This window comes from Motilimonas sp. E26, assembly GCF_021278025.1.
Taxonomy (GTDB): Bacteria; Pseudomonadota; Gammaproteobacteria; order Enterobacterales; family CBDFNC01; genus Motilimonas.
Window position 1 is genome coordinate 155301 of the sequence record NZ_JAIBHJ010000006.1, and the last position, 25043, is coordinate 180343.

At 43.8% G+C, this 25043-nt stretch carries 15 protein-coding genes; 8 read left to right on the top strand and 7 right to left on the bottom strand.

The features are described from left to right. Positions 1-114: 114 nt before the first annotated feature. Both cydD and cydC read left to right on the top strand, forming a co-directional pair. Positions 115-1890 carry a thiol reductant ABC exporter subunit CydD gene (gene cydD, locus K1M91_RS07680; RefSeq protein WP_232801156.1) on the top strand — a complete coding sequence of 592 codons (1776 nt, stop codon included), beginning with the start codon at positions 115-117 and terminating at the stop codon, positions 1888-1890. Further along, the gene (cydC, locus tag K1M91_RS07685) at positions 1883-3613 is read left to right on the top strand and encodes a thiol reductant ABC exporter subunit CydC (protein WP_232801157.1); all 1731 of its coding nucleotides are present in this window, start codon (positions 1883-1885) and stop codon (positions 3611-3613) included. Before cydD ends, cydC begins: the two co-directional genes overlap by 8 nt. A gap of 267 nt (positions 3614-3880) precedes the next feature. Here the strand turns inward: cydC and K1M91_RS07690 are convergent, their stop codons facing one another. From K1M91_RS07690 to pflA, 3 genes are all read right to left on the bottom strand, one after another. Next, entirely contained in the window at positions 3881-5761 is a 1881-nt protein-coding gene (locus K1M91_RS07690; RefSeq protein ID WP_232801158.1) for a methyl-accepting chemotaxis protein, read from the bottom strand. A 142-nt stretch (positions 5762-5903) separates the two neighbouring features. Further along, a complete protein-coding gene (locus tag K1M91_RS07695) occupies positions 5904-6560 on the bottom strand; it encodes an energy-coupling factor ABC transporter permease (protein WP_232801159.1) in 657 nt (218 codons plus the stop codon). Between the two features lie 5 nt (positions 6561-6565). Further along, on the bottom strand, positions 6566-7366 hold the full coding sequence (gene pflA / locus K1M91_RS07700; RefSeq protein ID WP_232801160.1) for a pyruvate formate lyase 1-activating protein: 801 nt from the start codon (positions 7364-7366) through the stop codon (positions 6566-6568). A 606-nt stretch (positions 7367-7972) separates the two neighbouring features. On the opposite strand from pflA, the gene K1M91_RS07705 reads away from it, so the two are divergent. The 6 genes from K1M91_RS07705 to K1M91_RS21370 all read left to right on the top strand — a co-directional run bounded on the left by K1M91_RS07705 (position 7973) and on the right by K1M91_RS21370 (position 18533). After that, positions 7973-9502: an ethylbenzene dehydrogenase-related protein gene (locus K1M91_RS07705; protein WP_232801161.1), complete on the top strand. Its 1530-nt coding sequence runs from the start codon at positions 7973-7975 to the stop codon at positions 9500-9502. Next, positions 9499-10122 (top strand): DUF1566 domain-containing protein, encoded by a 624-nt coding sequence (locus tag K1M91_RS07710; RefSeq protein WP_232801162.1) that lies wholly within the window; start codon positions 9499-9501, stop codon positions 10120-10122. Before K1M91_RS07705 ends, K1M91_RS07710 begins: the two co-directional genes overlap by 4 nt. Position 10123: 1 nt before the next feature. Then, positions 10124-12706 (top strand): PKD domain-containing protein, encoded by a 2583-nt coding sequence (locus K1M91_RS21365; protein WP_282561102.1) that lies wholly within the window; start codon positions 10124-10126, stop codon positions 12704-12706. Between the two features lie 111 nt (positions 12707-12817). Then, complete coding sequence (locus tag K1M91_RS07725) at positions 12818-14284, top strand: M12 family metallopeptidase (protein ID WP_232801163.1); 1467 nt, start codon at positions 12818-12820, stop codon at positions 14282-14284. Between the two features lie 160 nt (positions 14285-14444). Beyond that, positions 14445-18386 carry a two-component regulator propeller domain-containing protein gene (locus K1M91_RS07730; protein ID WP_232801164.1) on the top strand — a complete coding sequence of 1314 codons (3942 nt, stop codon included), beginning with the start codon at positions 14445-14447 and terminating at the stop codon, positions 18384-18386. Between the two features lie 21 nt (positions 18387-18407). Further along, positions 18408-18533 carry a hypothetical protein gene (locus K1M91_RS21370; RefSeq protein ID WP_282561103.1) on the top strand — a complete coding sequence of 42 codons (126 nt, stop codon included), beginning with the start codon at positions 18408-18410 and terminating at the stop codon, positions 18531-18533. Positions 18534-18779: 246 nt separating this feature from the next. Here the strand turns inward: K1M91_RS21370 and pflB are convergent, their stop codons facing one another. The 4 genes from pflB to K1M91_RS07750 all read right to left on the bottom strand — a co-directional run bounded on the left by pflB (position 18780) and on the right by K1M91_RS07750 (position 24962). Next, complete coding sequence (gene pflB / locus K1M91_RS07735) at positions 18780-21065, bottom strand: formate C-acetyltransferase (protein WP_232801165.1); 2286 nt, start codon at positions 21063-21065, stop codon at positions 18780-18782. A gap of 236 nt (positions 21066-21301) precedes the next feature. Further along, a complete protein-coding gene (locus K1M91_RS07740; RefSeq protein WP_232801166.1) occupies positions 21302-21508 on the bottom strand; it encodes a hypothetical protein in 207 nt (68 codons plus the stop codon). A gap of 297 nt (positions 21509-21805) precedes the next feature. After that, positions 21806-23599 (bottom strand): 30S ribosomal protein S12 methylthiotransferase accessory factor YcaO, encoded by a 1794-nt coding sequence (gene ycaO, locus K1M91_RS07745; protein WP_232801167.1) that lies wholly within the window; start codon positions 23597-23599, stop codon positions 21806-21808. A 181-nt stretch (positions 23600-23780) separates the two neighbouring features. Next, a complete protein-coding gene (locus K1M91_RS07750) occupies positions 23781-24962 on the bottom strand; it encodes an MFS transporter (protein WP_348983263.1) in 1182 nt (393 codons plus the stop codon). Between the last annotated feature and the right edge of the window lie 81 nt (positions 24963-25043).

The window sequence follows — 25043 nt, forward strand, 5'->3', positions numbered from 1 at the left end:
GTTAAGGAGCCTTGACTCATTCATGTTACTCCCCCCATTTTTTATGATGTATCTGGCTGTGTTTCAGTTTGTTGTTAACGTTTTTCAACTCATTGTCTCTAAGGGAATACTCACATGTCGCAACAACTTAATGCTGATGAAACAAAATTAGCCAATCGTTGGCTGAAACAGCAAAAATCGAAATCCCAAGGTTTATTGGCAAAAGCCATTGCATTTGGCTCGCTAAACGGCTTGGTGATGATAGGCCAGATGGCTTTGTTAGCATGGATCATCGATGGCGCAATATTTAAGCAGCAATCGTTACATGATTTAACCCCATGGCTAGCAACCTTGGGCTTGGTGGTGCTGTTAAGAGCGGGCTTAGGTTATGCTAGCGAGCGTTTTAGCCAGCGCGGCGCAGCAAAAATAAAGCAAGAGATACGACAAGAGTTATTGCAAAAAATTGTCTCATTGGGACCGGCTTATACGCGACAGTACGGGCAAACAGCACTCGCGCAGTTACTGCATCAGGGAGTGGAATCGTTACAGGACTATTTTGCTGGCTATTTGCCTGTGGTTGCTTATTGCGCAGTGATCCCTTTGGCGGTGCTGGTACTAGTATTTCCCTTTGATTGGGGAGCAGGCCTGATCTTTCTTTTTACCGCGCCATTTATTCCTTTTTTTATGATTCTGATTGGCAAGCGCGCCGAAGCCATGAATCAGCAACATTGGGCTAAGTTGTTGCGTATGAGTAGTCACTTCCTTGATATTATTCAGGGTCTTACTCAGTTAAAAGTATTTAATAGTGCTAAGCAAGAGCTGGCGGCGGTGAGAGAAATTAGTGACGACTATCGCCGTCAAACTATGAAAATTCTGCGCGTGGCTTTCTTGTCCTCGTTTTTTTTAGAGTTTCTTGCATCTGTGTCCATTGCTTTAGTGGCGGTAATTTTCGGTTTTCGTTTGTATTATGGCGAAGCCAGCTACCTTATCGCACTATGGGTATTGCTATTGGCACCGGAGTTTTATTTACCGTTTAGAAACCTAGGCACGCAATACCACGCTAAAATGGCGGGCGCGGCAGCGGCTGCAGATATGATTAAGTTACTTGCTGAGCCTGAGATTTCTGAGTCTGATCACCCTACAACCAACGTTGCTCAATTTAAGGCGCCATTTACCTTATCTTGCGAGTCGCTAAATTATGCTTACCCTGGTCGCAGTCGCACCTTATCGGATATTAATCTTACTTTTGAACAGAGCGGTATTTACGCCATTGTTGGTGAAAGTGGCGCGGGTAAGTCGACGTTAATCGATATTCTATTAGGTTTTAATCAAGCCGATTTTGGGCAGGTGTTAATAAATGGTCAGCAGTTAACTCCGGCCTTAAGAGATGCTTGGTTGCATCACTGTGGCTGGATTGCGCAACAAGGACATATTTTCTTTGGCAGCATTGGTTACAATGTCGCTTTAACTAACGATTATGACACGACAAAAGTCAATGAAGCATTAGAGCAGGCGGGGTTATTTGACTTTGCCAATGAACAGCCTGCACAACTTGAGACCGCGGTAGGTGAAGGTGGCCTTGGGTTATCAGGTGGTCAAAGTCAACGACTGGCATTGGCCCGAGCATTTTACCATCAACCGGATGTATTAATTCTTGATGAGCCGAGCAGCCATTTAGATAAAGACAGTGAAAAAAAAGTATTACAAGCCATCACAGCCTATGCTAAAGACCATTTAGTGATAGTGATTGCTCACCGTCTGCACACGGTTAAGCAAGCAAAACAAATTCTTGTTATGTCTCAAGGTCAGATTATTGAGCAAGGCTCACATCAGCAGCTACTGGCTTTGCAGGGAAACTATCATGCTATGGTCAATGTGAGTCAGTCTCATGGAGGGCATCAAGATGCGTAACTTCTTTCGTTTACTTGAACTCATGCGCCCGCAGCTCGGCTTTATGTTACTAGGGGCGTTGCTGTCACTGTTAGCGTTACTTGCTAACATTAGTTTACTGGCGGTGTCGGGGTGGTTTTTAACCATCATGGCTATGGCGGGGTTGACAGGGGCGTCCATTAACTATTTTACACCCGGCGCAGTGGTGCGGTTTTTAGCCATAGTCCGTACTGTGGGGCGTTACGCTGAACGGGTGATTACCCATGAGGCCACTTTTCGAATTTTGGCGCAGTTGCGCTATTACTTTTACCAAAAACTTGAGCCTTTGTTGCCTTACTATCAAGTTCAGTTTCAGTCCGCTGATTTACTCACGCGAATGCAGCAAGACATCGACAATTTGGATAATTTTTATTTGCGGATCTTATTGCCTGCGATCATTGCTTTGGTCAGTGTACCTTTGGTGTGTGCGGCAGTGGCTTATTTCTCTGTGTCATTAGCGCTAATATTGGCGCTGGTGTTAGTTATTCTTGGCTTAGGTTTGCCTTATCTCAGTTTTCATTGGGCTCGCAGTCAGCAACGGAAAAAGTTAGATCTCAATAATCAAATGCAATTGGGGTTGGTGGATGGCATGTTTGCGCTACGAGAATTGGTGATGTATCAAGTGGCGGAGCGTTATCAAGAAAGCATGTTGCAACTGTCTAGCCGTTTTTTGCAATTAGAATTAGCGCTGCAGCAAAAGAACAGTGTCAGTAATTTAGTTAATTTTTTACTTGTTAACGCTTTGGTGTTATGTAGTTTTATTATACTGATCCCGTTAGTAGGGCAAGGCCAGCTGGCCCCTGAGTATATTGCTAGTCTCTCGTTATTGATGTTAGTGAGTATTGAAACGGTTATGGCGCTGCCTTTGGCTTGTCAGTTGTTGCCACAAACCTTAGCAAGTGCACAGCGGCTATTTGATATAGTGGATATGCCTGTCCCCAACTTTAAGCAAGATAATCATGGGGCGGCTATTCAAGCGGGTGCGATTGCGTTTAATCACCTTAGTTTCAGCTATCCCGAACAATCAAGCTGCGCCTTAACGGATATTCACGTTACCGTCCAGCCCGGTCAAAAAGTAGCGATTATTGGGCCTAGTGGGGCGGGTAAGTCCACCTTAGTTAACCTACTAATGGGCTTTTGGCCGACCAAAACTGGGCAGCTAACCATTGCAGATCAAGATATTAATGGCTTTAGTAAAACCACGTTACGTCAACATATTGCCTTAATGAGTCAAGCTGGGCATATATTTAATGCCACCATTGCGGATAACCTGCGCTTAGCCAGTCCTGATGCGACCGTCGATGATATGGTTCAAGTGTGTCAGCAAGTGGGGTTAGGCGACTTTATTGCGTCATTGGAGCAGGGAATCGACACTTGGCTGGGAGAAACGGGAGCAGGGTTATCGGGTGGCCAAAAGCAGCGTTTACAGCTTGCTCAAGTGTTGTTACGTGATAGCCATGTGTTGGTTTTAGACGAGCCAAGTAAAGGGTTGGACGGGTTAACAGAGCAGAAAATGATGACCGAAGTATTTAGTCATGTTAATACCAAGCAGCAAACGCTGTTGATGATCACTCATAAACCGATTATGCTCCAGCAAATGGACCTAATTTTAGTGATGGCGCAAGGGCGTATCATTGCCCAAGGCGATCATTCGAGTTTAATGGAGACGAATGAATATTACCGCGACTTACTGGATTATTTTTAACAAAGGCACTTAAGGTGCTAAATAAATTAGCTAAGTTTATGTAATAAAGATAAAAAACTAGGTGTTTAAATATACTTAACCCGAATATTGGATAAGCGAACATAGTATGCTTCCCTGCAAAAACGCGGTGAATATGTCCCTATAAGCTTTGCGTTGTCATCTCTGAAAATGACATTTTGCCGCAAAACATACTTTATTTTGCGGCGTTAAGCTTAAGCAGACCCTAGGTTTGCTTGTTGCTTCAATGTTACTGACTACAGTAAATTATTACACTTTAAACTGGCTCAGTAGGGTATCTTGCTCAGATACTTGCTGAGTCATCGCTTGGCAGTGATTAACTTGTTCAAGGGCCCCGTTAGAAACGTCTTGACTAATATCACGAATATTCGTGGTGTTACGGTTTATCTCTTCAGAGGTTGCTGATTGCTGCTCAGCAGCGGCGGCTATCTGTAAATTCATATCATTAATTTGCACTATTGCTGCGCGAATTACATCGAGTGCTTGATTTGCTTTACCTGCTTCTTCTGAGGTCTCATTTGCCATTTCACGACTCTGTTTAATCTTGGTTTCAGCTTCTCTAACGCCAGATTGTAGCTGCTCTATCATGGTTTTGATTTCGCTGGTTGATTTTTGCGTGCGTGAGGCAAGTGAGCGCACTTCATCTGCTACAACGGCAAAGCCTCGGCCTGTTTCACCTGCACGAGCGGCTTCAATCGCAGCATTAAGAGCCAGTAAGTTGGTTTGTTCAGCAATGCCTGTGATGACTAGTAAAATAGATTCGATATTGTCACTGTATTTAGCCAGCTCAACAACCGTTGCGACTGCTTGATCCATTTCAGTGGCCAAGTTTTTAATTGAAAGGCTGGCTTTAGAGACTATTTTCACGCCATTAGCTGTTTCTGTGTCAGCTGTTTGTGCCGATTGAGCGGCGACTTGAGCACTATTCGCGACTTCTACCGCACTTGATGCCATTTGGTTCATCGCGGTGGCGAGTTGGTCCAGTTCTGCTAGTTGAGTTGCCAGCTCTGACTCTGCCTTTTGCGATTCTTGACTTGTTAAATCGGTACTTTTCCTGATGTCATTGGAAATCGATTTGACGTTAGTGATCATCTGTTGCAGTTGGCCAATAAACAGGTTGAATTGATTCGCAACTTCGCCAAATTCATCTTTGGATATGACCGGTAAACGTTTAGTTAAATCGCCATTACCACTGTTAATTTCTAGTAGCGAGCTGCTTAATAAGCCGATGGGTTTGAGGATAGATTGCATCACTCCGCCAATAATCACTATACCTATGATTATACTAATAACGCCACCAAATAATGATTGCCAGGCCATCAAATCGGCTGACGCCATCACGATATTTTCATCAACCACTACCGCTAGATACCAATCTAATCCTTTCAAGCCCTCAAGCGGAATAAAGCTAACCCACAACGCTTTATTATTCACTTCAACTTCATTAATACCATGTTGCAAAGCGATTTTTTTACCGCCAAATACTTGGCTATAGTCCTTACCATTAAAATCCGCATTAGGATGAGAAATTACCTTTCCTGCCCCACTGAGCAAAAATGCATAGCCAGAGCCATTAAAATTAACGGTATTAAGAGCTTCAGAAACTACTTTTAGGCTTAAATCACCACCAAATGCGCCTTTAAAATCGCCTTTATCTGAAAATTTAGCCACCACGGATATTAGAATATCTTTGGTAACCGCATCAGCATAGGGCTCAGTAATTGCCGCTTCGCGACTATTTCTTGCTACGTTGTACCAAGGACGTTTACGGGCATCCCAATCGTTGGGTTGCCAACTAGGATCATTAGATATGCCTTTGCCATCTGTATCCAAGCCACCAAATATGAGTAGGAATTCTTGTTTTAGTAACGGACTGTTAAACACCCTTTGGATATTTTCAGAAGTAAAATCGCTATCGATAACTTGAGCCACGAGATTGATGATATCAATTTTCCCGTTGAGCCAATGAGTTATTTGCTGGCTTAGTGCCGTGCTGGACTCTTGAATAGAGCTGTGTGATTGGGCTTTAAGGTTTTGAGTCATTTCACTGTATTGATACCATGACAATATAGTAATGGTAATTGCTAAAACCAGTGAAGATGCCCCAACGACTTTCCATGCTACTTTCATATCTCGATCCTGCACAATAGATACAACTAGTTAGTTGTTAACTAGCACTGTAATATTTAGCTTAAGTTGGAATGAGATATTTGCTTGATTTTATGGTGAATTAGATATCATTTTTAAGTCAAATGTGAGGCGTGATTTCTATCTAGTTAAGTTCTTTATACTTAAAAGAAGCAAGCCATTGTGGCCGATAGGTGGCCATTAAGGTTACTGCCATGCCATTTAATAATGCTTCTGGGAAAAGGAGTAAAGGCCACAAGTAGAGGTAATCCTCTGTTACTGCTGATGCGCGGTACTGGCCATCAACTAAGTAAAATAGCCCCAAAGCAAGATGACGCCCTAGCATGGCTAAGGCGGCACCAAAGAAACCACAAACAAAAATATAAATGAAAAAATGCTGTGGCAGATAACGTCGGTAGCCAGTTAAAACACCCATGGTGACAGCAATAGGCAGTGCAACGCCAAGAAGAGCTTCAATAGTTAGTTGTGCAGGCGAGCTGCCTTGCCAGATGCCAAGGAGTATTAAATTAGCCACACCGACTAACAAACTTAAGTGCCAGCCAACCATCAGGGTTGCCACTGATAAACCAAGAAAATGCATTTCTAAGCCGGGATGTAGGCCTGCTTTTAACAACCACAAAGGCAATAAAGCGACAGCAATGCCTAAACAACGTTGCTGTATGTCGCTGGTAATACGGATAAAAGGGGAGGTGCGGTATAAACACCAAGCGACTAAAAAAATCATGCACAATAGAGCAAGGCCACTAAGAAAGGTAAATTCAATAGCGGGACTATTATTCATAATTACTAAAAAATAACGTTGTGATGGTATTCACTTAAAATCGCCTTGATGTTATTCATCACATCTCGAGAGGGTGGCGAGACCCCCTCTAGTGGGTATTCTTCACCCATGGCAATCCACTTATGGCGACCGAGTTCGTGATACGGCAGTAGTTCGATTTTTTCAATGTTTTTCATTGGTTTAATGAATTCACCTAAATCACGCGCAGATTGCTCGTCGTCGGTATGACCGGGAACAATAACATAACGTAGCCATGTTGCTTGGTTACGTTGTGCTAAGTGTTTGGCAAAGGCAAGGGTGTATTTGTTACTGACATGGGTTAACGCTATGTGGGCGTCATTATGAATTTGCTTGATGTCTAGCATCACTAGATCAGAGACGTCTAATACTTCATCGACCAATGGTGTCATTTTACGAACAAAACCATTTGTATCAAGACAGGTATGGATACCTTCTTTTTGAGCCTGGCTAAATAAAGCATGCACAAACTCTTGCTGTAGCATAACTTCACCGCCAGAGGCGGTAATGCCGCCGCCTGAAGCATTCATAAAGTGACGGTATTGAACTAAATCATCCATCAACTCTTGCACTGTGGTTTCTTTCCCGCCTTCAGTATCCCAGGTGTCACGGTTATGACAATACTGGCAACGCATCAAACAACCCTGTGTGAATATAATGAAACGAATACCGGGACCATCGACAGTACCACAGGTTTCAACAGAGTGAATTCTTCCGGTTACTTTACCAAAGTCTGGAGTGACATCGGTCTGAACATTGATGGCTTCAGAATTTGTTGTGACAGTCATAGATACCTAATCGAAAATGCATTCGCGCGAGCAAACAATGGCTCGATTGTAACTAAATTACAGTCGCCATAAAAGAGTCACACCATAAGTAACCCTTAAAAATACATGCTTTTTACTGCCCATTAAGTGCAGTGCCTTTCAGGTTGTATGCTTTTTTGTTCTTAGCTGAGTTTTTCGGCATCAGTGGTTGTTAACAATGTTAACAAGTAGAATTGTTATCCTCATGCTGTATTCGCCTGTAGACCGTTTCATTTGTTGTGATTTTGCTCCGACTTTAACTGTCCGTAAATTAACAAAATCAGCTTTTTTACTATCTATTTCTAATCACTTTAAAGTAAATAATGATACTTTAGATTATTACTGGTTAATTGTATCTTGTTGTATTTAATTGATTTTATTATTTCTTCTTTGTCTTTTTTATTATACTTTATGTCTTTAATTTATTATTTTATGTTTTTGGTGAATTCAGAGCCAAATGTCATTTTTGTTCCAGCCGAATTAAGTTAATCAAATGTAAACTTGACCTAAATAGAATGGTTATGGCTGTTAGATGCGATAAGACAATCAGCCAGTTACATGCTTCTTATCGTTAGGCTCAAGGATGAAATGTTGGTGTATAAACGCAAAACAAGCTGGCCTTTGGTGGTCGTCCATCTAATTGGCTTACTTGCTTTACTTCTGAGTTTCTTTTCAGGATTGCGGTTAGCGCAAGACAGCCTGTTTGCCTTGCCTATGCCGCAATGGTTGATGCCGCAAGGTGATGTCTATTTTTGGCATGGTATTGGTGCATTGCTTTGGATTTTTGTGCTTATCGGATACGCCGGATTTGCATTATTTCGCAATAAACCATTAAGTGCGGTGAAATCACGGCATTTGATTATTCAGCTGATTCGCGTTCTTACTCCGTTAGCTGTTATCTCTGGAACACTGCTTTACTTGAGTCCAGCTTGGCTCAGCTACCTTCTACTACTTGAAGGCCATTACTATATTGCGTTACTGATGATGTTAGTTGTGACTTTACATGTTGTGGTGCAAATACAGGCTGGGCTAAAACGCACTTGGCCTATTTTTCTACCACAGCGGGCTACGTTATTGGAATGCCTGCCAATGTTAGGTGGCGTTGTTGTCATTGTGACTTGTTTCTTGTTCTATCCCGCAATCACGCCAAAATTAGTCAGTCTGCGCACAACTGACAACATTGTGATTGATGGACTTAATAACGAATGGGATAGGGCTGAAAAAACGACGCTATTGGTTACTCAAGGCGCTAATCAAGCAACCAGTGTGACGGTTACTGCGCAGTCTATGCACGATGGTGAAGTGGTCTATTTTTTGTTTCAGTGGCCTGATGCTAAAGCAGATCTAATGCATTTACCTTTGGTTAAGACTGCACAAGGTTGGCAGGTAGAGCATCAAGGCTTTGAAGTTGATGATGAAATCACGTTCTATGAGGATAAATTTGCACTGATGTTGAGTGAGTCCGCTCGGATCGGCGGAGCAGGTAGCATTCACCTAGGGCCAGCCCCTATCAATGGTGCGCCGCCATCGCGCTCCGGTCGTGGTTACCATTATATGAAGCAGGGTATGGTAGATGTATGGCAATGGAAGTCGGTGCGGTTAAATCATATGTCAGTGCTTGATGATGATCATTTTGGTCAACCTGCGCCACCATGTGATTTTTGTCCTCGCTATACCGCTGGCTATCAAACTGATCCAAAAGAAGCAGGTGGCTATCGCATGAACTGGCAATGGTTTAAGCAAGAGCAGGTTTTACCGTTGCGCTTACCTAAGCAAGCAGCATGGCAGCGCCTTGAGCAGCGCGACCAATTTGCCATTAGTTGGTGGGATACCCAGCCTTACAGTGAGCATTTAGATACTTATCCCATTGGCACCCGTTTACCTAGCGTGTTATGGATGGATAGTTTTGAAGGTGACCGCGCTGATGTGCAAGCAAAAGCACATTGGCAAGACGGTGTATGGAGTTTAGAGATAGCACGCAATCGTGATACGGGGTCTAAGTTCGATTTGCCCTTGGTGAATGGCTTGTATTTGTGGCCGGCGACCTTTGACGCGAGCCAAACTCGCCACAGTTACTCGCAACAACCTTGGCAGCTAGTGATGGAGCAAAAAGGATGAAGTCTTTAATGCTTTGTATTTTAGTTGTAACAATGATTAACAGTGCACAAGGCGCTGAGTTACGCTTCGCTAAGGTACATCAGCAAGGGCAGATCATTTCACCTAAATCGGGACCATGGCATTGCGTTCTCGATAAACAAACTGGCTTACTTTGGGAGGTGAAATCTGCTCAAGAGGGGGCGCACTATTATAAGTCAACTTATTCATGGTGGGAGCGGCAAAGCTCGCAAGGTAGCGAAAAGGGTGGCAGTTGTGCGGTAGGAGATGGCTTTGTGCCTTGTGACAGCCAAGATTTAGTGGACTTATACAATCAATTGGAATTGTGCGGCGTCAAAAATTGGCGAGTTCCGCAACTTGATGAGTTATCAAGTTTAGTGAATTCATCTGCCTATCCCGGCCAACCATTGGTACCCGCTGGCCTGTTTCCATTAACCGTTAAAGGACCTTATTGGACTCAGACCTGGAGTGACGACAACAAACAATTAGCCATGGTGCATTTTGGCTCAGGAGAAGTTGGATTTTTGAAACCCAGTGGGGCGGCATGGCTGCGTTTAGTGAGCAGTGTAAAGGGTCATTCCTCTTCAGCTAATCAGCAACACAATCAAGACAAGGAGCAGTAAGATGCAAAGTCGAAAAAAACAGGGTTTTCGTTTGGCAATGTTGCCTACGTTAGTCATGGCCAGTATGAGTATTACCGCGCAGGCGGCCACCGAGCAAGTGCGCGTGGTGTGGGATAGTGATCCTGCACGCAATGCTGTGATTGGTTTTTCACCAAAAGGCCAATCAAGTAACGCGTATGTATTATATGGACAAAATGCAGATGAAACTAAATGGCAACGTAAAAGCCCATCAGCGTCTTATGTATTCGATGCAACATTAGAAAGTCAGTTCGTGCGCTTGAGTAACTTAGTGCCTGATAGCACAGTGTATTTTAAAGTATGTGACGACAGCGGTTGTGGTCCGAATTATTTATTCAAAACCGCGGCCAATGTTGCATCTGACTTTACTTTTGTCGCCGGTGGTGATTCGCGAAGTAACGCATCCACACGTCGCTCAGGTAACCAACTGGTGAGTAAAGTTCGGCCATTGTTTGTTATGTTCGGTGGTGATTTAACCTACGGTAATGAAGCGCATGAAGTCTCTCAGTGGCTTACAGATTGGCAAAGCACTTTTAGTCAAGATGTAGTGAATGGCAAAAGCTATCTTGCCATTCCTGCGTTAGTGCCAACAGTCGGTAACCATGAATCCAATGATCATACCTTTATGTGTAAGGTGTTTGGTATTGACGCAAACAACAATGGCCGCTGTGAGTTAGATGACACCTATTATGCCTTTAACGTTGGCGGCAACCAGTTGCGTGTTTATACCCTAAACACAGAATTTCGAAGCTCAGGTTATCAAACTCAGTGGAGCCGACAAAAAAGTTGGCTTAGCAGTGATTTGTCAGGAGCCGGAAGCAGCGCTAAGTGGCGTATCAGTCAATATCATAAGCCAATGTTTCCTCGTACCACTGCCAAAGGCTACGTAAACAGCAAAATGTTTGAATGGGCTAGTGACTTTTACAACAAGAAAATGAACTTAGCAGTGGAGTCGGATAGTCATCTAGTGAAGTATTCTTGGCCGGTGAAGCCTGCGAGTAATGACATGGAGCAAGTCACCGCGGGAACGGTGTTTATTGGTGAAGGTAGCTGGGGAGCCCCAACACGTCCCGCTGATCGTTACTCGCCTTGGATTGCTGACCAAAGCAGTTTTGCACAGTTTAAGATCGTGCAAATGAAAGGCGAGGAAATGTGGATCCGCACTGCACGCTTTTCGGGTAATCCGCAAGCCCTTAGTCAACAGGCGCGAGAGAATGATCCATTAGCATTGCCAACCGGTTTAAGTATTTGGAATGCAAATGGTATCGGTGATGTTTATCGCCTTGGTCAAGACAGCAGTGGTCGCACTGTGGTGGCAGATGCAGCGATTGCACCGGAAGCTAAGTTTGTCGCCAGTTGTAATCAACTAGCCTGTCGTTTTGATGGCACAAGCTCGGTTGGGGCAGACTTAAGTTATAGCTGGAATTTCGGTGATCAGAACAGCGCATCAGGCGCGCAAGTTAGCCACAATTTTAGCAGTGCTGGGCAATATTCAGTTACGTTATCGGTACAAGATGGTAAAGGCCAATCGGCCCAATTTAAGCAATCGGTTACAGTGCAAGCGCAACCCGATGAAGATAGGGTTCTGATTAACAATCAAGCGAAAACCAACTTATCGGGTCTGAAAGGGCAAGATCAAGTGTTTACCTTTACCAATGAAATGGTCAGTCAGCTAAGTATTACGACACAAGGTGGTAGTGGTGATGTTGATCTATTAGTGAAATTTGGCGCGGTGCCAGCAGGGGCGGATGCAGATTGTCGTCCTTATAAAAATGGTAATAATGAAAGCTGTGATATAGCCAATGCCAAAGTGGGGACTTACTACATCGTGCTCAATGGCTATGACAATTACAGTGGTGTTTCGCTTAAAGTCGTTGCTAGCCAAGGTGGCAGCAATCAACCTCCTGTTGCAAACTTTACCAGTACGGCCCAAGGCTTAAGTTTGAACTTAGTTGATAACAGTAGCGACAGCGATGGTGAGGTGACGTCTTGGCAGTGGTTACTTGGTGATGGTTCATTGGCGAATGGTCAAGTGGTTAGCCATAACTACCAAGCTGCTGGCAATTATACCGTTAAGCTCACGGTGACTGATGATCAAGGAGCGAGTCACAGTGTTAGCAAAACCATTAACGTTGCTTCATCAGGCGCTGGTAACACCTGGTCGAGCACTGCGGTTTATGAAGCTGGCGACCAAGTTACCTACCAAGGTGAGGTCTACCAAGCTCAGTGGTGGAACAAAGGCGTTGAGCCCGGTGCATCACAATGGGGACCATGGCAGCTAATTAGCGGTGGCACCTTACCGACACCAACTCCTACTCTAGCCCCCACACCAACGCCAACGGTGGCCCCAAGTGTTACCCCTACTGTCATTCCCACCACCACGCCGACACAAGCGCCGGGTAATGGCTGCACCAGCGAGAGCTGGAACGCCCAAGCTTCTTATGGTCCTGGTGATGAAGTCAGTTATAACAATCAACGCTGGAAGGCGACGTGGTATAGCACCAACTTAGCCCCTGGTTCTAGCAATGCTTGGAGCAGTTGGGAAAATCTAGGTAGTTGTAATTAATGATAAAAATTTATGGTCCTAGGTGCCATAAACACTCGCGTTACCTTAGGTTTGCCTGAGGTAACGTATGAAAAAAAACTGAAGGCAACTCTGCCTAACAAGGATGATAAAATGAACTTTAAAATGACCCCCATTGCAGTTTGTATTGCGCTGGCACCACTTGCAGCAAACGCTGTCACAGAGGCAGAAGTAAACGAAGTGTTTACTTCCCAAGGTGAGCAAATTGCTACAGTGATCGGCTCAAATCAAGAGATTGAATATCAGCTTAAACAGCTAGACGGAAAGCAATTAGCCGTTTATGAAAGCGATATTATTTTAGGTGAGCATGAAGAAATGCAACAAATGGGCGCTGTGCCTCTAGAAATCCAGTCTTTTAGCAGCAATATGCAAGCTAAAGCGTCTTGGGGCGGACGCACAACTTGGCCCAATGGTGTGGTGCCTTATGTGATCACGTCAGGCGTACCTGCCGGAGATGTCACAACCATTAAAGCTGCGATGAAATGGCTTGAGGACGCGGCTGATGTTACTTTTGTAGAGCGCAGTAACCAAAGCAGCTACATCAATATTATTCGTGGTGACGGTTGTTATTCGATGGTGGGGCGCACTGGGTCTAAGCAAGACTTATCTATCGGGAGCGGCTGTGGTACACGGGGTATTGTTGCCCATGAGTTTTTACATGCACTCGGTTTTTATCATGAACAATCTCGAGCAGATCGTGATCAGCACGTGAATATTCATTGGGAAAATATCAGACCGGGCATGGAGTCTAACTTCAAGCTAGGCGCAAGTGTTACCGCATCGGTTGGCCCATACGATGTGCGCTCAATTATGCATTATGGCTATCGTGCATTTAGTAATAATGGCCAGCCAACCATTACCTCTAAAAACCCGAATGTACCAAATTCGGCATTAGGCCAGCGCACCGCGCTAACGGATTTAGATATTTCGGCATTACAAACCATTTACGGTTTGCCAAATGGCGGCACTAAGCCAACGCCGGAGCCAACGCCAATACCTAATAGTAAGCTGAATAATGGCCAAACTGTTTATGCCGCTGGTAGCAAAGATAACAATGTGTTCTACAGCATTGACGTACCAAGCGCGAGTCAGCTGACGGTATCCATTGCGGGTGGTTCTGGTGATGCGGACCTATATGTTAAGCAAGGTAGCAAACCAACAACAACTAGTTACGATTGTCGACCATATAAAGACGGTAACAGTGAATCTTGTACCTTAGAGAATGCCTCGGGTACGGTGCACGTTATGTTACGTGGCTATGCTGATTTTGCTAATGTGGGCTTAACAGCAAGTTATACCGCAGGTACAAAACCAACACCTGCGCCGACACCTGTGCCAACCATTACACCAACACAACCGCCTGTGCCTACCACTGAGCCAACGCCGCCACCATCAGGTGCTTGTGGTGAAAACTGGAGTGCCTCAGCAGTTTATACTGCAGGTAATTTAGCTGTTGATGGCAATAAGCAATATAAAGCTAATTGGTGGACGAAAGGTGATCAGCCTTCGAGTAACAATGGCCAATGGCAAGTATGGTCTTTTGTTAAAAACTGTAACTAATAAATATTGTCAGCTGTTCAATAATATTCAATAGATTATAAGTCTCAGGGCGGCATAGTTCGCCCTGTTTGATTGACTTTATCAAAACTAACTGCTCAAATTCTCCGCTCATGTTTGCTACGGCGACAACCATTACGTTAATAGAATTAAGTCAAAGGATATGATGAAAATTCTTTATCTGTGTTGCTACTTATTGTTTTTTATTTGCTTCAAGCTGGCAGCCTTTCCTTATCAAGGGGCGCACCACTTTGAATCAATTGGCCTAGAGCAAGGTTTGTCTCAAGCGACAGCGGTTGCTATGGTGCAAGACAGTCAGGGATATATTTGGATTGGTACACAAGACGGTCTCAATCGTTATGATGGCCACAATATTGTGCATTACCGTTATTCGGCCAATGATGAGCAAAGTTTATCTGGCAATTATATCTCTAGCTTGGCCCTTGATAGCCAGCAACGCCTTTGGGTGCTGACACCCCAAGGTCTCAATTTATTTCAACAGCAAAGTAATAATTTTAAACGCTTCAATGTGCCAATATCGGCCCATCAACGTAATGCGACTAGCCCTTGGCAGTTAAAATCTGATCATCAAGGCCGGCTTTGGATAAAAAGTGCTGGTGGAATGAGTGTTTTTGACCCTGACTCAGGGAAAGAAACCATATTACCGTTACCTGACGCTCAGTTACCTATCTCTGATTTCATTTTTAGTTCAGATAATCGTTTATGGTTAACGAATCAGAGCCAATTGTATCTATGGTCAAAAGAGCGCCAGCAACTAGTGCTGCAACCGCTAAAGCTTCGAGATAACGATGAAATCATTACTCTAGCTAGTCCAGATGGTGCGTCCTCTGCAATATTATGGTTGGTAGGCAATAAAGGGTTATATCGGTTTGATGCAGAGAGCCAGCTTACGCAATTCTACGACAAACAGACGCTCGGTATAAATGCTAAGTTGACGGATTTAACTTTTGATAGTGATGGAACGCTATGGCTAGGGAGCCAGTCCGGTTTGTATGTATGGTCAACGGCGATGGTGCGCAGTCAACTAGTGCATCATAAAGTGGGTGATCGAGTGGGGCTTAAAGATCAATATATTCGTCAATTGTATTTTGACCGTACTGGGGTGTTGTGGATTGGCACGCGGTTGGGGGGCGTCAGTAAGTTAACACCACAAGCAGCGCAGTTTCACTTATTGAATCAGGCACAAGGGATGATGCACAGTAATGTCGTGATGTCGTTGGCCAAGTTTGGCTCGCAACTGTGGCTAGGCACAACGGATGGCGCCATTAGCCAAATACAGTTGGATCGACCAGAGGTTCAGAGATGGCGGCCGCTGTCGGAAACGGGGCAAGATCTGGGGGTCATCGTTGATATCGAAATGGATAAGCAAGGTGATATCTGGTTCGCTTCAAACCGTGGCTTAACAAAATACCTGCCAGAACAACATTCGTTTCAGCCCTATCCCATTACTGGGCCATCAGGGGAGCGAGACAACTATATTAGCCAATTGTTTACATTTCGGGGGCAACTTTGGCTGGCTAGTGCGCGTTATGGGTTAGCAAAATATGACGAACAGACGGATAATTTTGTTTTTTTAGAGCAGGGCCGTTCGGTTGTTTTACAAAATATATCCAGCGTACTCGTGGACGGTAACCAGCTTTGGCTGGGGTCGTTCGACGGTCAACTATGGCAACTAAGTTTCACGGATGACGTTCATTATGAGCTTCAAAAACATGAGCTTAATTATTTAGGTCAAGCCCTCAAACTCGACATTATCACAACACTTTACCAAGATGCCGATGGCTCTATCTGGGTAACTAACCGTAATGGTTTAATTATTTATCAACCGGGTAGGGGAGATGTAAAGTTTTTAAGTAGTCAAAATGGCTTCCCAGACGGCGCATACTATGAAGTGTTACCTGATGCGCAAGGCAATATTTGGGTGACCTATGCTCATGGCATATTACAGCTTAACCAGCAAGGTGAGTTGATGGGGCAGATTGATAGCGAAAGAGGGCTACCGGTAAATGAGTTTAATGGTGCCAGTGCACAAAGTGATGACGGTACATTATTTCTAGGCAGTGTTGATGGCTTATTGGCATTTAATATCAGCCAGCCCCTAGCTGTTACTTCGACATTACCTGTGGTTTTCACTGATATTCATACCCAATTAATGCAGCATAACACCCAAGGTACAAGGCAATGGCATAAAGAAAACGGCTATCAAAGTGAACTGGCGTTATCTTATGATAATGCCACTATTAAATTGGGTTTTTCGGATCTTGATTTTGGCCATTCTCCTTCTTATTTTCGTTATCGACTCAATGGCTTAGATCAACATTGGAATCTCGCTGAGCTGGGGCATAACGAAGCCATATATCATCAGTTAGATCCTGGTGAGTACCAATTTGAAGTGGAGGTGAGTAAGCACCCTGAGCAATGGACAGGCTTAACTAACATGCTACCTATTACTGTTGCTACCCCTTGGTGGCGAGAATGGTGGGCATATGTATGTTATTTAAGTAGTTTGTTACTTATTGTTTACTGCTATATTCGCTTTAGGTTAAGGGTTGCGGAGCAGCAAGCACGTAAGCTTAGAGTTCAAGTAAAGCAGCGTACCCGAACGATCGAACAGCTGTTACGACAAAAGGTGCGTATTTTTACCCATGTTGTGCATGATCTCAAAACGCCTTTAGCCTTGATTTTAGCGCCTGTTCAGCTTTTAAAGCAAGAGGTTAGAGAGTCGAGTCAACTGCAGCAATTAACCCTTGTTGAGATGCAAACAACACAGTTGTTGGAGCAAATAGATCGGCTTGTCAAATTAACCGACTCTAGCTCAATAAATAACGCCCCAGTTGTGGGAGTTTATGATTGGCAAAGGATTATTAACTCTGTATTAGAGCAATTAAGCCATTCCTTTGAGCTGAACCGTGCGAAAACAAAGTTAGATATAAATGGCCCACTATGGGTCAAAGGCTCCGTTTCTGAACTAGAGGTGATCGTATTTCATTTATTGACTTACCTTCTTACGCTTGCGAAAAAAGGTGCTGTTATTTCAACCTATGGACGCACTTGGGACCAAGAAATTAAGATTTGGCTAAGTGTGCAGGGGCTTTGTCTTGGGCAAGCACAGTGTCAAGCTTTGTTAGCGCCATTTCATGAGATCAGTGTGGTGGATGCGCTAAGGCTAGATGAATTTGGTTTAATGATGTTAAAAGAGCCCCTCAGTAGCTTGCATGGGGTAATGACGGTAGAGCATCGCCGTCAACAAAGTTATATTGTGGTTACTTTACCGCTGGCAAGGCAGCAAAGTGAGCATAGGAATACCAATGCCGTTAGGGGGGATTTGGCTTCTTGGTTAAAACAAAAGAAACCCGTTGATCTCAATGCTGCGCCGATCTTACTTTTAGCAACTTCAAGTAAAAACATGGCCGATTTTCTTCGTAGTTTATTTAGTGAAGAATACTCCGTGCTGCTTGCCAGTGATCATCAAGCCACCTTATCACTGGCGCAAAAACACTTACCCAAAGGCATTATTTTAGATTTTGACGATGCCATCGATCTTTGTGCCAAGCTAAAAAGTAATGCCACACTAGGACAAATTCCACTATTGATGCTCACCACTGAAATGGATAAAGAGGCAAAGCTAGCTGCGTGGCAGTCAGGCGTGTATCAAATTTTACATAAACCCTTTGAGTTGGCAGAGTTAAGGGTGTTGGTGTCCAATATGATGCAGCTTAGCGTTCAGGTAGAGCAGGAGGCTGATGTTGGTGAAAAATCGTCTTTTATGGCTCGTTTAGATGGCATTTTAGCGTTGGATTTTGCCGATCCAGAGCTAAACATTAATTTGATCGCCGATAAAATGGGCACTAATACTAAGCAGCTACAGCGTAAGTTAAAACAAGCGGTTGATATGACCCCAAATGAATACTTGCGTCAATATCGCCTAGCAAAAGCGCAGCAAATGCTTGCCGAGCCGCTAACCATTCAAGAGGTTGCGCTAAGGTGTGGCTTTAATTCACCGAGTTATTTTACCAGTTGCTATAAGAAAGCGTTTAAGCAAACGCCAAAACAGGCACAGGTTCAAGGCGTAGAAGTTGAATAGCGTGGTATCTAGAGAAAAGTGATGAAAATTAAAACCGTTTTCAAGTATGTTGCGAAGGCAATGTTGGTTTTTGCTGGCATTGCGGGTGTATTTGGTTTATTTGACGTAAAAATAGTGCTTACCTCAGAAGTGCCAACAGGTTATTAATGAGTCAAAAATATTGAGTGGCTCAGATTGGTAGTTTTTTCACTTAGTTGGTGTCTATCTTAAAAAGAAGCGCAGTTTCAATAGAGGTTCCAGTCAAGGCGATAAATGAACAAGGCCCGCTATTGCTATATCTTTAATCAGTATTGGGCTTGAAAAGCGGCTATAAAAAAGCCTTGCTGAGCAAGGCTTTTTGTTTTCAAGTTAATCCCTGATATCAGGATTAAAGCGAGCTATTAAAGCGAGCTATTAAAGCGAGCTAGTAAAAGTACGCGTGATAACGTCGTTTTGCTGCTCTTTAGTCAGCGAGTTAAAACGTACCGCGTAACCTGATACACGAATGGTTAGCTGAGGGTACTTGTCAGGGTTTTCCATCGCGTCTAGTAGCATTTCACGGTTCATAACGTTTACGTTCAAGTGCTGACCACCTTCGGTGTTCGGCGTGTGCTTGAAGTAGCCATCCATCAAACCTGCTAAGTTAGCGCGTTGCGAATTGTCATCTTTACCCAGTGCGTTTGGCACGATAGAGAAGGTATACGAAATACCATCTTGTGCGTAAGCAAACGGCAGTTTAGATACCGATGTTAATGATGCAACCGCACCTTTCTCATCACGACCGTGCATTGGGTTAGCACCTGGAGCAAACGGTGTACCTGCGCGACGACCATCAGGAGTGTTACCTGTTTTCTTACCGTATACCACGTTAGACGTGATAGTCAGGATAGATTGCGTTGCACGGGCGTTACGGTACATTGGACGTGCTTTGATTTTCTTCATGAAGCTTTCAACAAGTTCACATGCAATGTCATCAACGCGTGGGTCGTTGTTACCAAATTTCGGATAATCGCCCTCAATTTCGAAATCAACCGCAATACCATCTTCGTCGCGTACAGGCTTAACTTTAGCGTACTTAATTGCAGCCAGTGAGTCAGCAGCAATAGACAGACCGGCAATGCCACATGCCATGGTGCGAGATACATCGCGATCATGCAGTGCCATTAGCGCAGCTTCGTAGCTGTACTTGTCGTGCATGTAGTGAATACAGTTAAGTGCTGTGACGTATTGCTCTGCTAGCCAGTCCATGAAGTGGTCTAAGTTAGCGTAAACTTCGTCGTAGTTAAGCACTTCGCTAGTGATTGCAGGGATCGTCTTAGGACCCACTTGCATTTTCATTTTCTCATCTACACCACCGTTGATGGCGTAAAGAAGCGTTTTCGCAAGGTTGGCACGCGCACCGAAGAATTGCATCTGTTTACCAACAATCATTGGTGAAACACAACATGCGATAGCGTAGTCATCGTTGTCAAAGTCGTTGCGCATTAAGTCATCGTTTTCGTACTGAATAGAAGACGTATCGATAGATACTTTGGCGCAGTACTGCTTGAAGTTTGCTGGCAAGCTTTCTGACCACAATACAGTAATGTTTGGCTCAGGTGATGGGCCCATAGTGTATTGGGTGTTTAGGAAACGGAAAGCGTTCTTTGTTACCAAAGTACGGCCATCTGTCCCCATACCACCGATTGACTCAGTTGCCCAGATTGGGTCGCCAGAGAATAATGTATCGTATTCAGGCGTACGTAGGAAACGTACCATACGTAGCTTCATCACTAGGTGGTCGATTAGCTCTTGCGCTTGCTCTTCAGTAATTTTACCCGCTTTTAGGTCACGCTCAATGTATACGTCTAGGAACGTAGCAGTACGGCCGAAAGACATTGCTGCACCGTTTTGTGATTTAACCGCAGCGAGGTAGCCGAAGTAAGTCCACTGAATCGCTTCTTGTGCCGTTGTTGCTGGATTAGAAATATCGAAACCGTATTTCGCAGCCATTTCTTTCATTTGGCCTAGAGCACGGTATTGCTCGAAAATTTCTTCACGTAGCTTAATGGTGTCTTCGAGTTTAGTCCCTGCTACTAGCTCAGCTTCAAGTGATTTGTGTTGTTTGGCTTTATCCGCCATTAGGAAATCGATACCGTATAGTGCTACGCGGCGGTAGTCACCAATAATACGACCACGACCGTATGCATCTGGTAAGCCTGTTAGTACGCCAGATTTACGACATTTCATAATGTCGCCAGTATAAACGTCGAACACGCCTTGGTTATGTGTTTTACGGTAATCGGTATAGATTTTCTTAACTTCAGGGTCAAGTTCGCGATCGTATGCAGCAATACCGCCTTCAACCATACGAATACCACCGTTAGGGATAATCGCACGTTTAAGTGGCGCTTCAGTTTGTAAACCAACAATGGTCTCAAGGTCTTTATTTACGTAACCAGCATCGTGAGAAACAATGGTAGAAATAACAGAAGTATCGAAATCTACTGGAGCGTGAGTGCTGTTTTCTTGCTTGATACCTTCCATCACTTTTTCCCAAAGTGTGTCGGTCGCAGCCGTTGGGCCAGCTAAGAAAGAATCATCGCCTTCATATGGGGTGTAGTTCTTTTGGATAAAGTCACGAACGTTTACCTCTGTTTGCCAGTCACCTTCGGTGAAGCCAGCCCAAGCTTGGGTAAGTTGCTCTTTAAGTTCTGCCATAACGGTATTCCTACAGTATGTATTACTAATTTTCATTAATGGACTAAGCCATTAACAGCTATATGTTTAACATGCCATGTTGCTTTAATACTTCAAGATGATGGACTGGAAACCTTAACCATGGCCATAAGCAGTATTCACCTTGTTGTTATTTATTTACCACTTTATTTTGACCTTCTAGCCTAATCCACCATTAATGCTTTTACCAGTACTAGTTTTTGTTATTAAATCAATCGTTAAGCAAGGCGTGGGCCTAGTATGCTGATGTGATTTACAAGACAAAAAGCAGTGTTGTTGTTAGTTGTAAGCTCTTGGTTTGGCAGCGTTAAAGAAGTTAATTGGGTGGTATGATAAACGCGAGGTGAAACGACTAAGGCTAGCATTTTTTGCGCTATCTGGGCGACATCTAGAGTGTGCATTAGTTGAATCATTAATGTCATCATTCTCACTCCTCACCTCTACGTTTCATTTTCTCTGAAACAAAATATAGCAGAGGGGTGGAGGGGGAAAATTGATCATGATCATTTATCATGATTTTGTTTTGTAATTTTACTACATTTCTAGTGGTAACCTGTTTTTCCAGTCTCTAGGCATTTATCACGATTAAAATGGCGCTGAACCTTTTGTATAAAGGCATAAAACCATAATAAACCTAGGGGAAAGAGGGAGGTTGAAGAAGAGTGGGGGGGAAACATAAGCAGCATAAAATGCTGCCTATGTTGTAATTGACCGAAAATTTGTTACAGCTTGTGCTGTTTAGTCGCGTGAGTAGTTTTAGCCTGTTGCAGTTTATCGTAGGCTGTTAGTAATTTTTGATGTAAAGCATGACCTTCTAGTTTTTGATTGATTGGGCTTAAACCAAAATTAGGCTGTTTTAAATCAATCAGATCAAATACTTGTTGTACTAACTCGGCGCTGTACATGCGCTCAAACACCTTGATGTACTGTTTACGCTTACGATTTTCATCAAGCTCAAGTTGCAATGCTTGGCTTAAGCAGTCATAAAAACGCATGCGTGCTGGGCTAAGGGTCGATTGACCGTAATCTAACGTCCACTGCGCCCATTCTTGCGCTTCTTCTAGTTCGCATAATGTCAGTGAAAGTAAGCAACGAAGCTCGCCAACACGCAGGGTTTTCCATGGATTACCAGCTTCAAACGCTAACCCAATCAGCTCAAATACCCGCTCTTGTTCGCTATAGTCTTGCGCATCTAAGTAATCGAGCACTTTACTTGCTTGTTTTTGGTCAAACCAATTCTTCGATAGCTTGAACATCAACTTACGCAGCTTGTTCCCACCGCTATTATTGCGCCATACTAAATCTTCAACGGGGTAAATCTCCGATAGACCAGGCGCCAAAATACGACATGAGTATACATTTAAGTGTTCGTAATCGGCGATATAAACAGGTTGTTTGATTTCGTCAAATGCCGCGATGAGTGCATCAAATTCATCGGGCGAACTGCCTTCGCTGTTCCAATGAACAAACTCATAGTCGGCTTTTTTCTTGAATAAATCCCAAGAAATTAAACCGGCACTATCAATAAAGTGGGTTTCAAGGTTGTGGTGATCGGCCACGTCATCATTATCAAATGTTGGTGGGTAGAACACGTCTAAGTCTTTTAAACTGCGGCCTTGTAATAACTCGGTTACGGTGCGCTCAAAAGCCACTTCAAATTTAGGGTGTGCGCCAAAAGAAGCAAAGCAAGTGCCATTAGTAGGATTTAGCAATACCACGCAAATAACTGGGTACTTACCCCCTAATGAAGCGTCATAGCTATAAATAGGAAAGCCTTCCGCTTCTAGTTTATCAATCGAGGCTTTAATACCGGGGTAACTGGCAATGACTTTAGCTGGGATTTCTGGCAGGCTGATGCCATCAGCAATGATTTTGTTTTTTACGCTTCGCTCGAATAATTCAGATAAGGCTTGTACGCGCGCTTCGGTGCGTGTATTACCTGCTGACATGCCATTACTGACATACAAGTTTGCCACGATATTCATTGGAATATAAACGGTTTCTTGATTGTCTTGGCGCGTGAAAGGCAAGGCACAGATCCCGCGCTTATCATTACCTGAGTTAAAATCAACCAAGTGCCGCGCGGTTAGCTCATTATGTGGGTTGTAGTGTTGGTGTAAATAATCATCCAGTATGCCTGTTGGTAGGCTGTTGTCATCGGTTAAGCTAAACCATTTTTCATTGGGATAATGCACGAAATCACTTTGCGAATTTTTTTTACCTAAGTAGAAATCAGCCCAAAAATAGTTACAGCTTAAACGTTCAAAAAACTCACCTAAGGCACTGGCTAGAGCGGCTTTTTTACTGGCCCCTTTACCATTGGTAAAACACAGCGGACAGTCCTTGTCACGAATATGCACAGACCACACATTAGGAACAGGGTTCAACCACGACGCCTCTTCAATATCAAAGCCAATGCTTTTTAGCTTGGTTTGCATGGTTTCAATAGAGTCTTCCAGAGCGGCGTCTTTACCTGTAATAAAGGTGAGGGCAGAGTTGGTTTCAATACGTGACATAAGGTTTCCGTTAAATTGGCGCTAAACACAGGGCGCTAGAATATCACAATGAAAAGCAGGGTGAAGTGATATCGAAATAGCGACCTGTAAATTCATCTTTTGTAGGCATACCCAATCTATATTTGTAGTAATTCAGTAGACAAATTAATAAACGGATTAACTTGTCTACCTTGTTTGACGGTTATGATTGAGCGCTAAATCTGGATTGATTAGTTAGCACAAACAAAAACAGCACCGCCATCAGTGAGGCAGCAAACCAATAGGGTAAACATTGATTAGTTTGGTACAGCAAAGTGGCCACAACCGGTGCCAAGATAGAGCATAGCCCTTGAATCGCGGAGAGGGTTCCCGCCGCAGCGCCTTGTTCAGATCTAGCGACCGAATTGGCTGTGATTGCTTGGATCGCGGGAAACAGTAACGCGAGCCCAATTGCCATAAATATGTAACCTAAGCTAAGCATGGCTGCAGAATAGGCAAATGACACAATACATAGCCCCGCGAATGCGGCTAGGGGACCCAATATTAAGCTTTTATATAAAACGTTGTGCTTAATTTTGGCCAGCAAACCTTGAGTAATACCTAATGTGATGCCGGTGATGGTTAATACAATGCCAGCGAGTTGTGCGGCTGATTCTGGCGTGTCTCGAATGCGATCCAAGATAAAAAAACCTATGATGATTTGGGCGGTGATAACCGCAAACATAGAAGCAAACATCGCCAGAGCAGGGAAGCGAAGACGAGCATCAAATAAGCGTACAGTGGCTTCTGGAGGCGCTTTGTTTATTTCGGTTACCGGTAGGTGAAGTTTAATAAATACCCAAGCAAGGACTGGTAAAAGCGACAACACATACAGCGGTAGGATCAGCGAGTACTGTGACAACCACCCACCCAGCGCTGGCCCCGCAACTAAGCCAATAGCACTTGCTGCGCCAATGCTGGCCATGGCACTTTGACGCTCTTCTGCTGTTGATATGTCGGCAACAAATGCATTGCTAACTGGTGTAATGGCGGCCAAAAACAACCCCACCAACGCGCGTAAAAAGATCAAACCAACCAGCATAACAAGGGAGTTAAAGCTAGCCTGTAATGACAAATCTAGCCATATCGTCATTAGGATAAAAGAGAAGGCGTAGCCGAAAGTGGCTACCAGCAATACCGACTTTCGGCCTATTCTATCACTGCTGTCACCCCATTTTTTGGCGCTGAGAAACCAAGTAATTCCTGACATCGCAACCACTAACCCGCCATGCCACTCAAGTAATCCCACTTCTCGGATAATGGGCCCAATCACAGGGATAATCGACATCATGGCTGTCATACAAGCTGCATTTAATATAAATAATTGTTTGATAGGGCTCATCATATTGACTTTAAAAACAAAATAGCTAGACACATGGGGTGGAATATACAGGTAATATATTTTTATTAAAAGTGCTAATGAAAA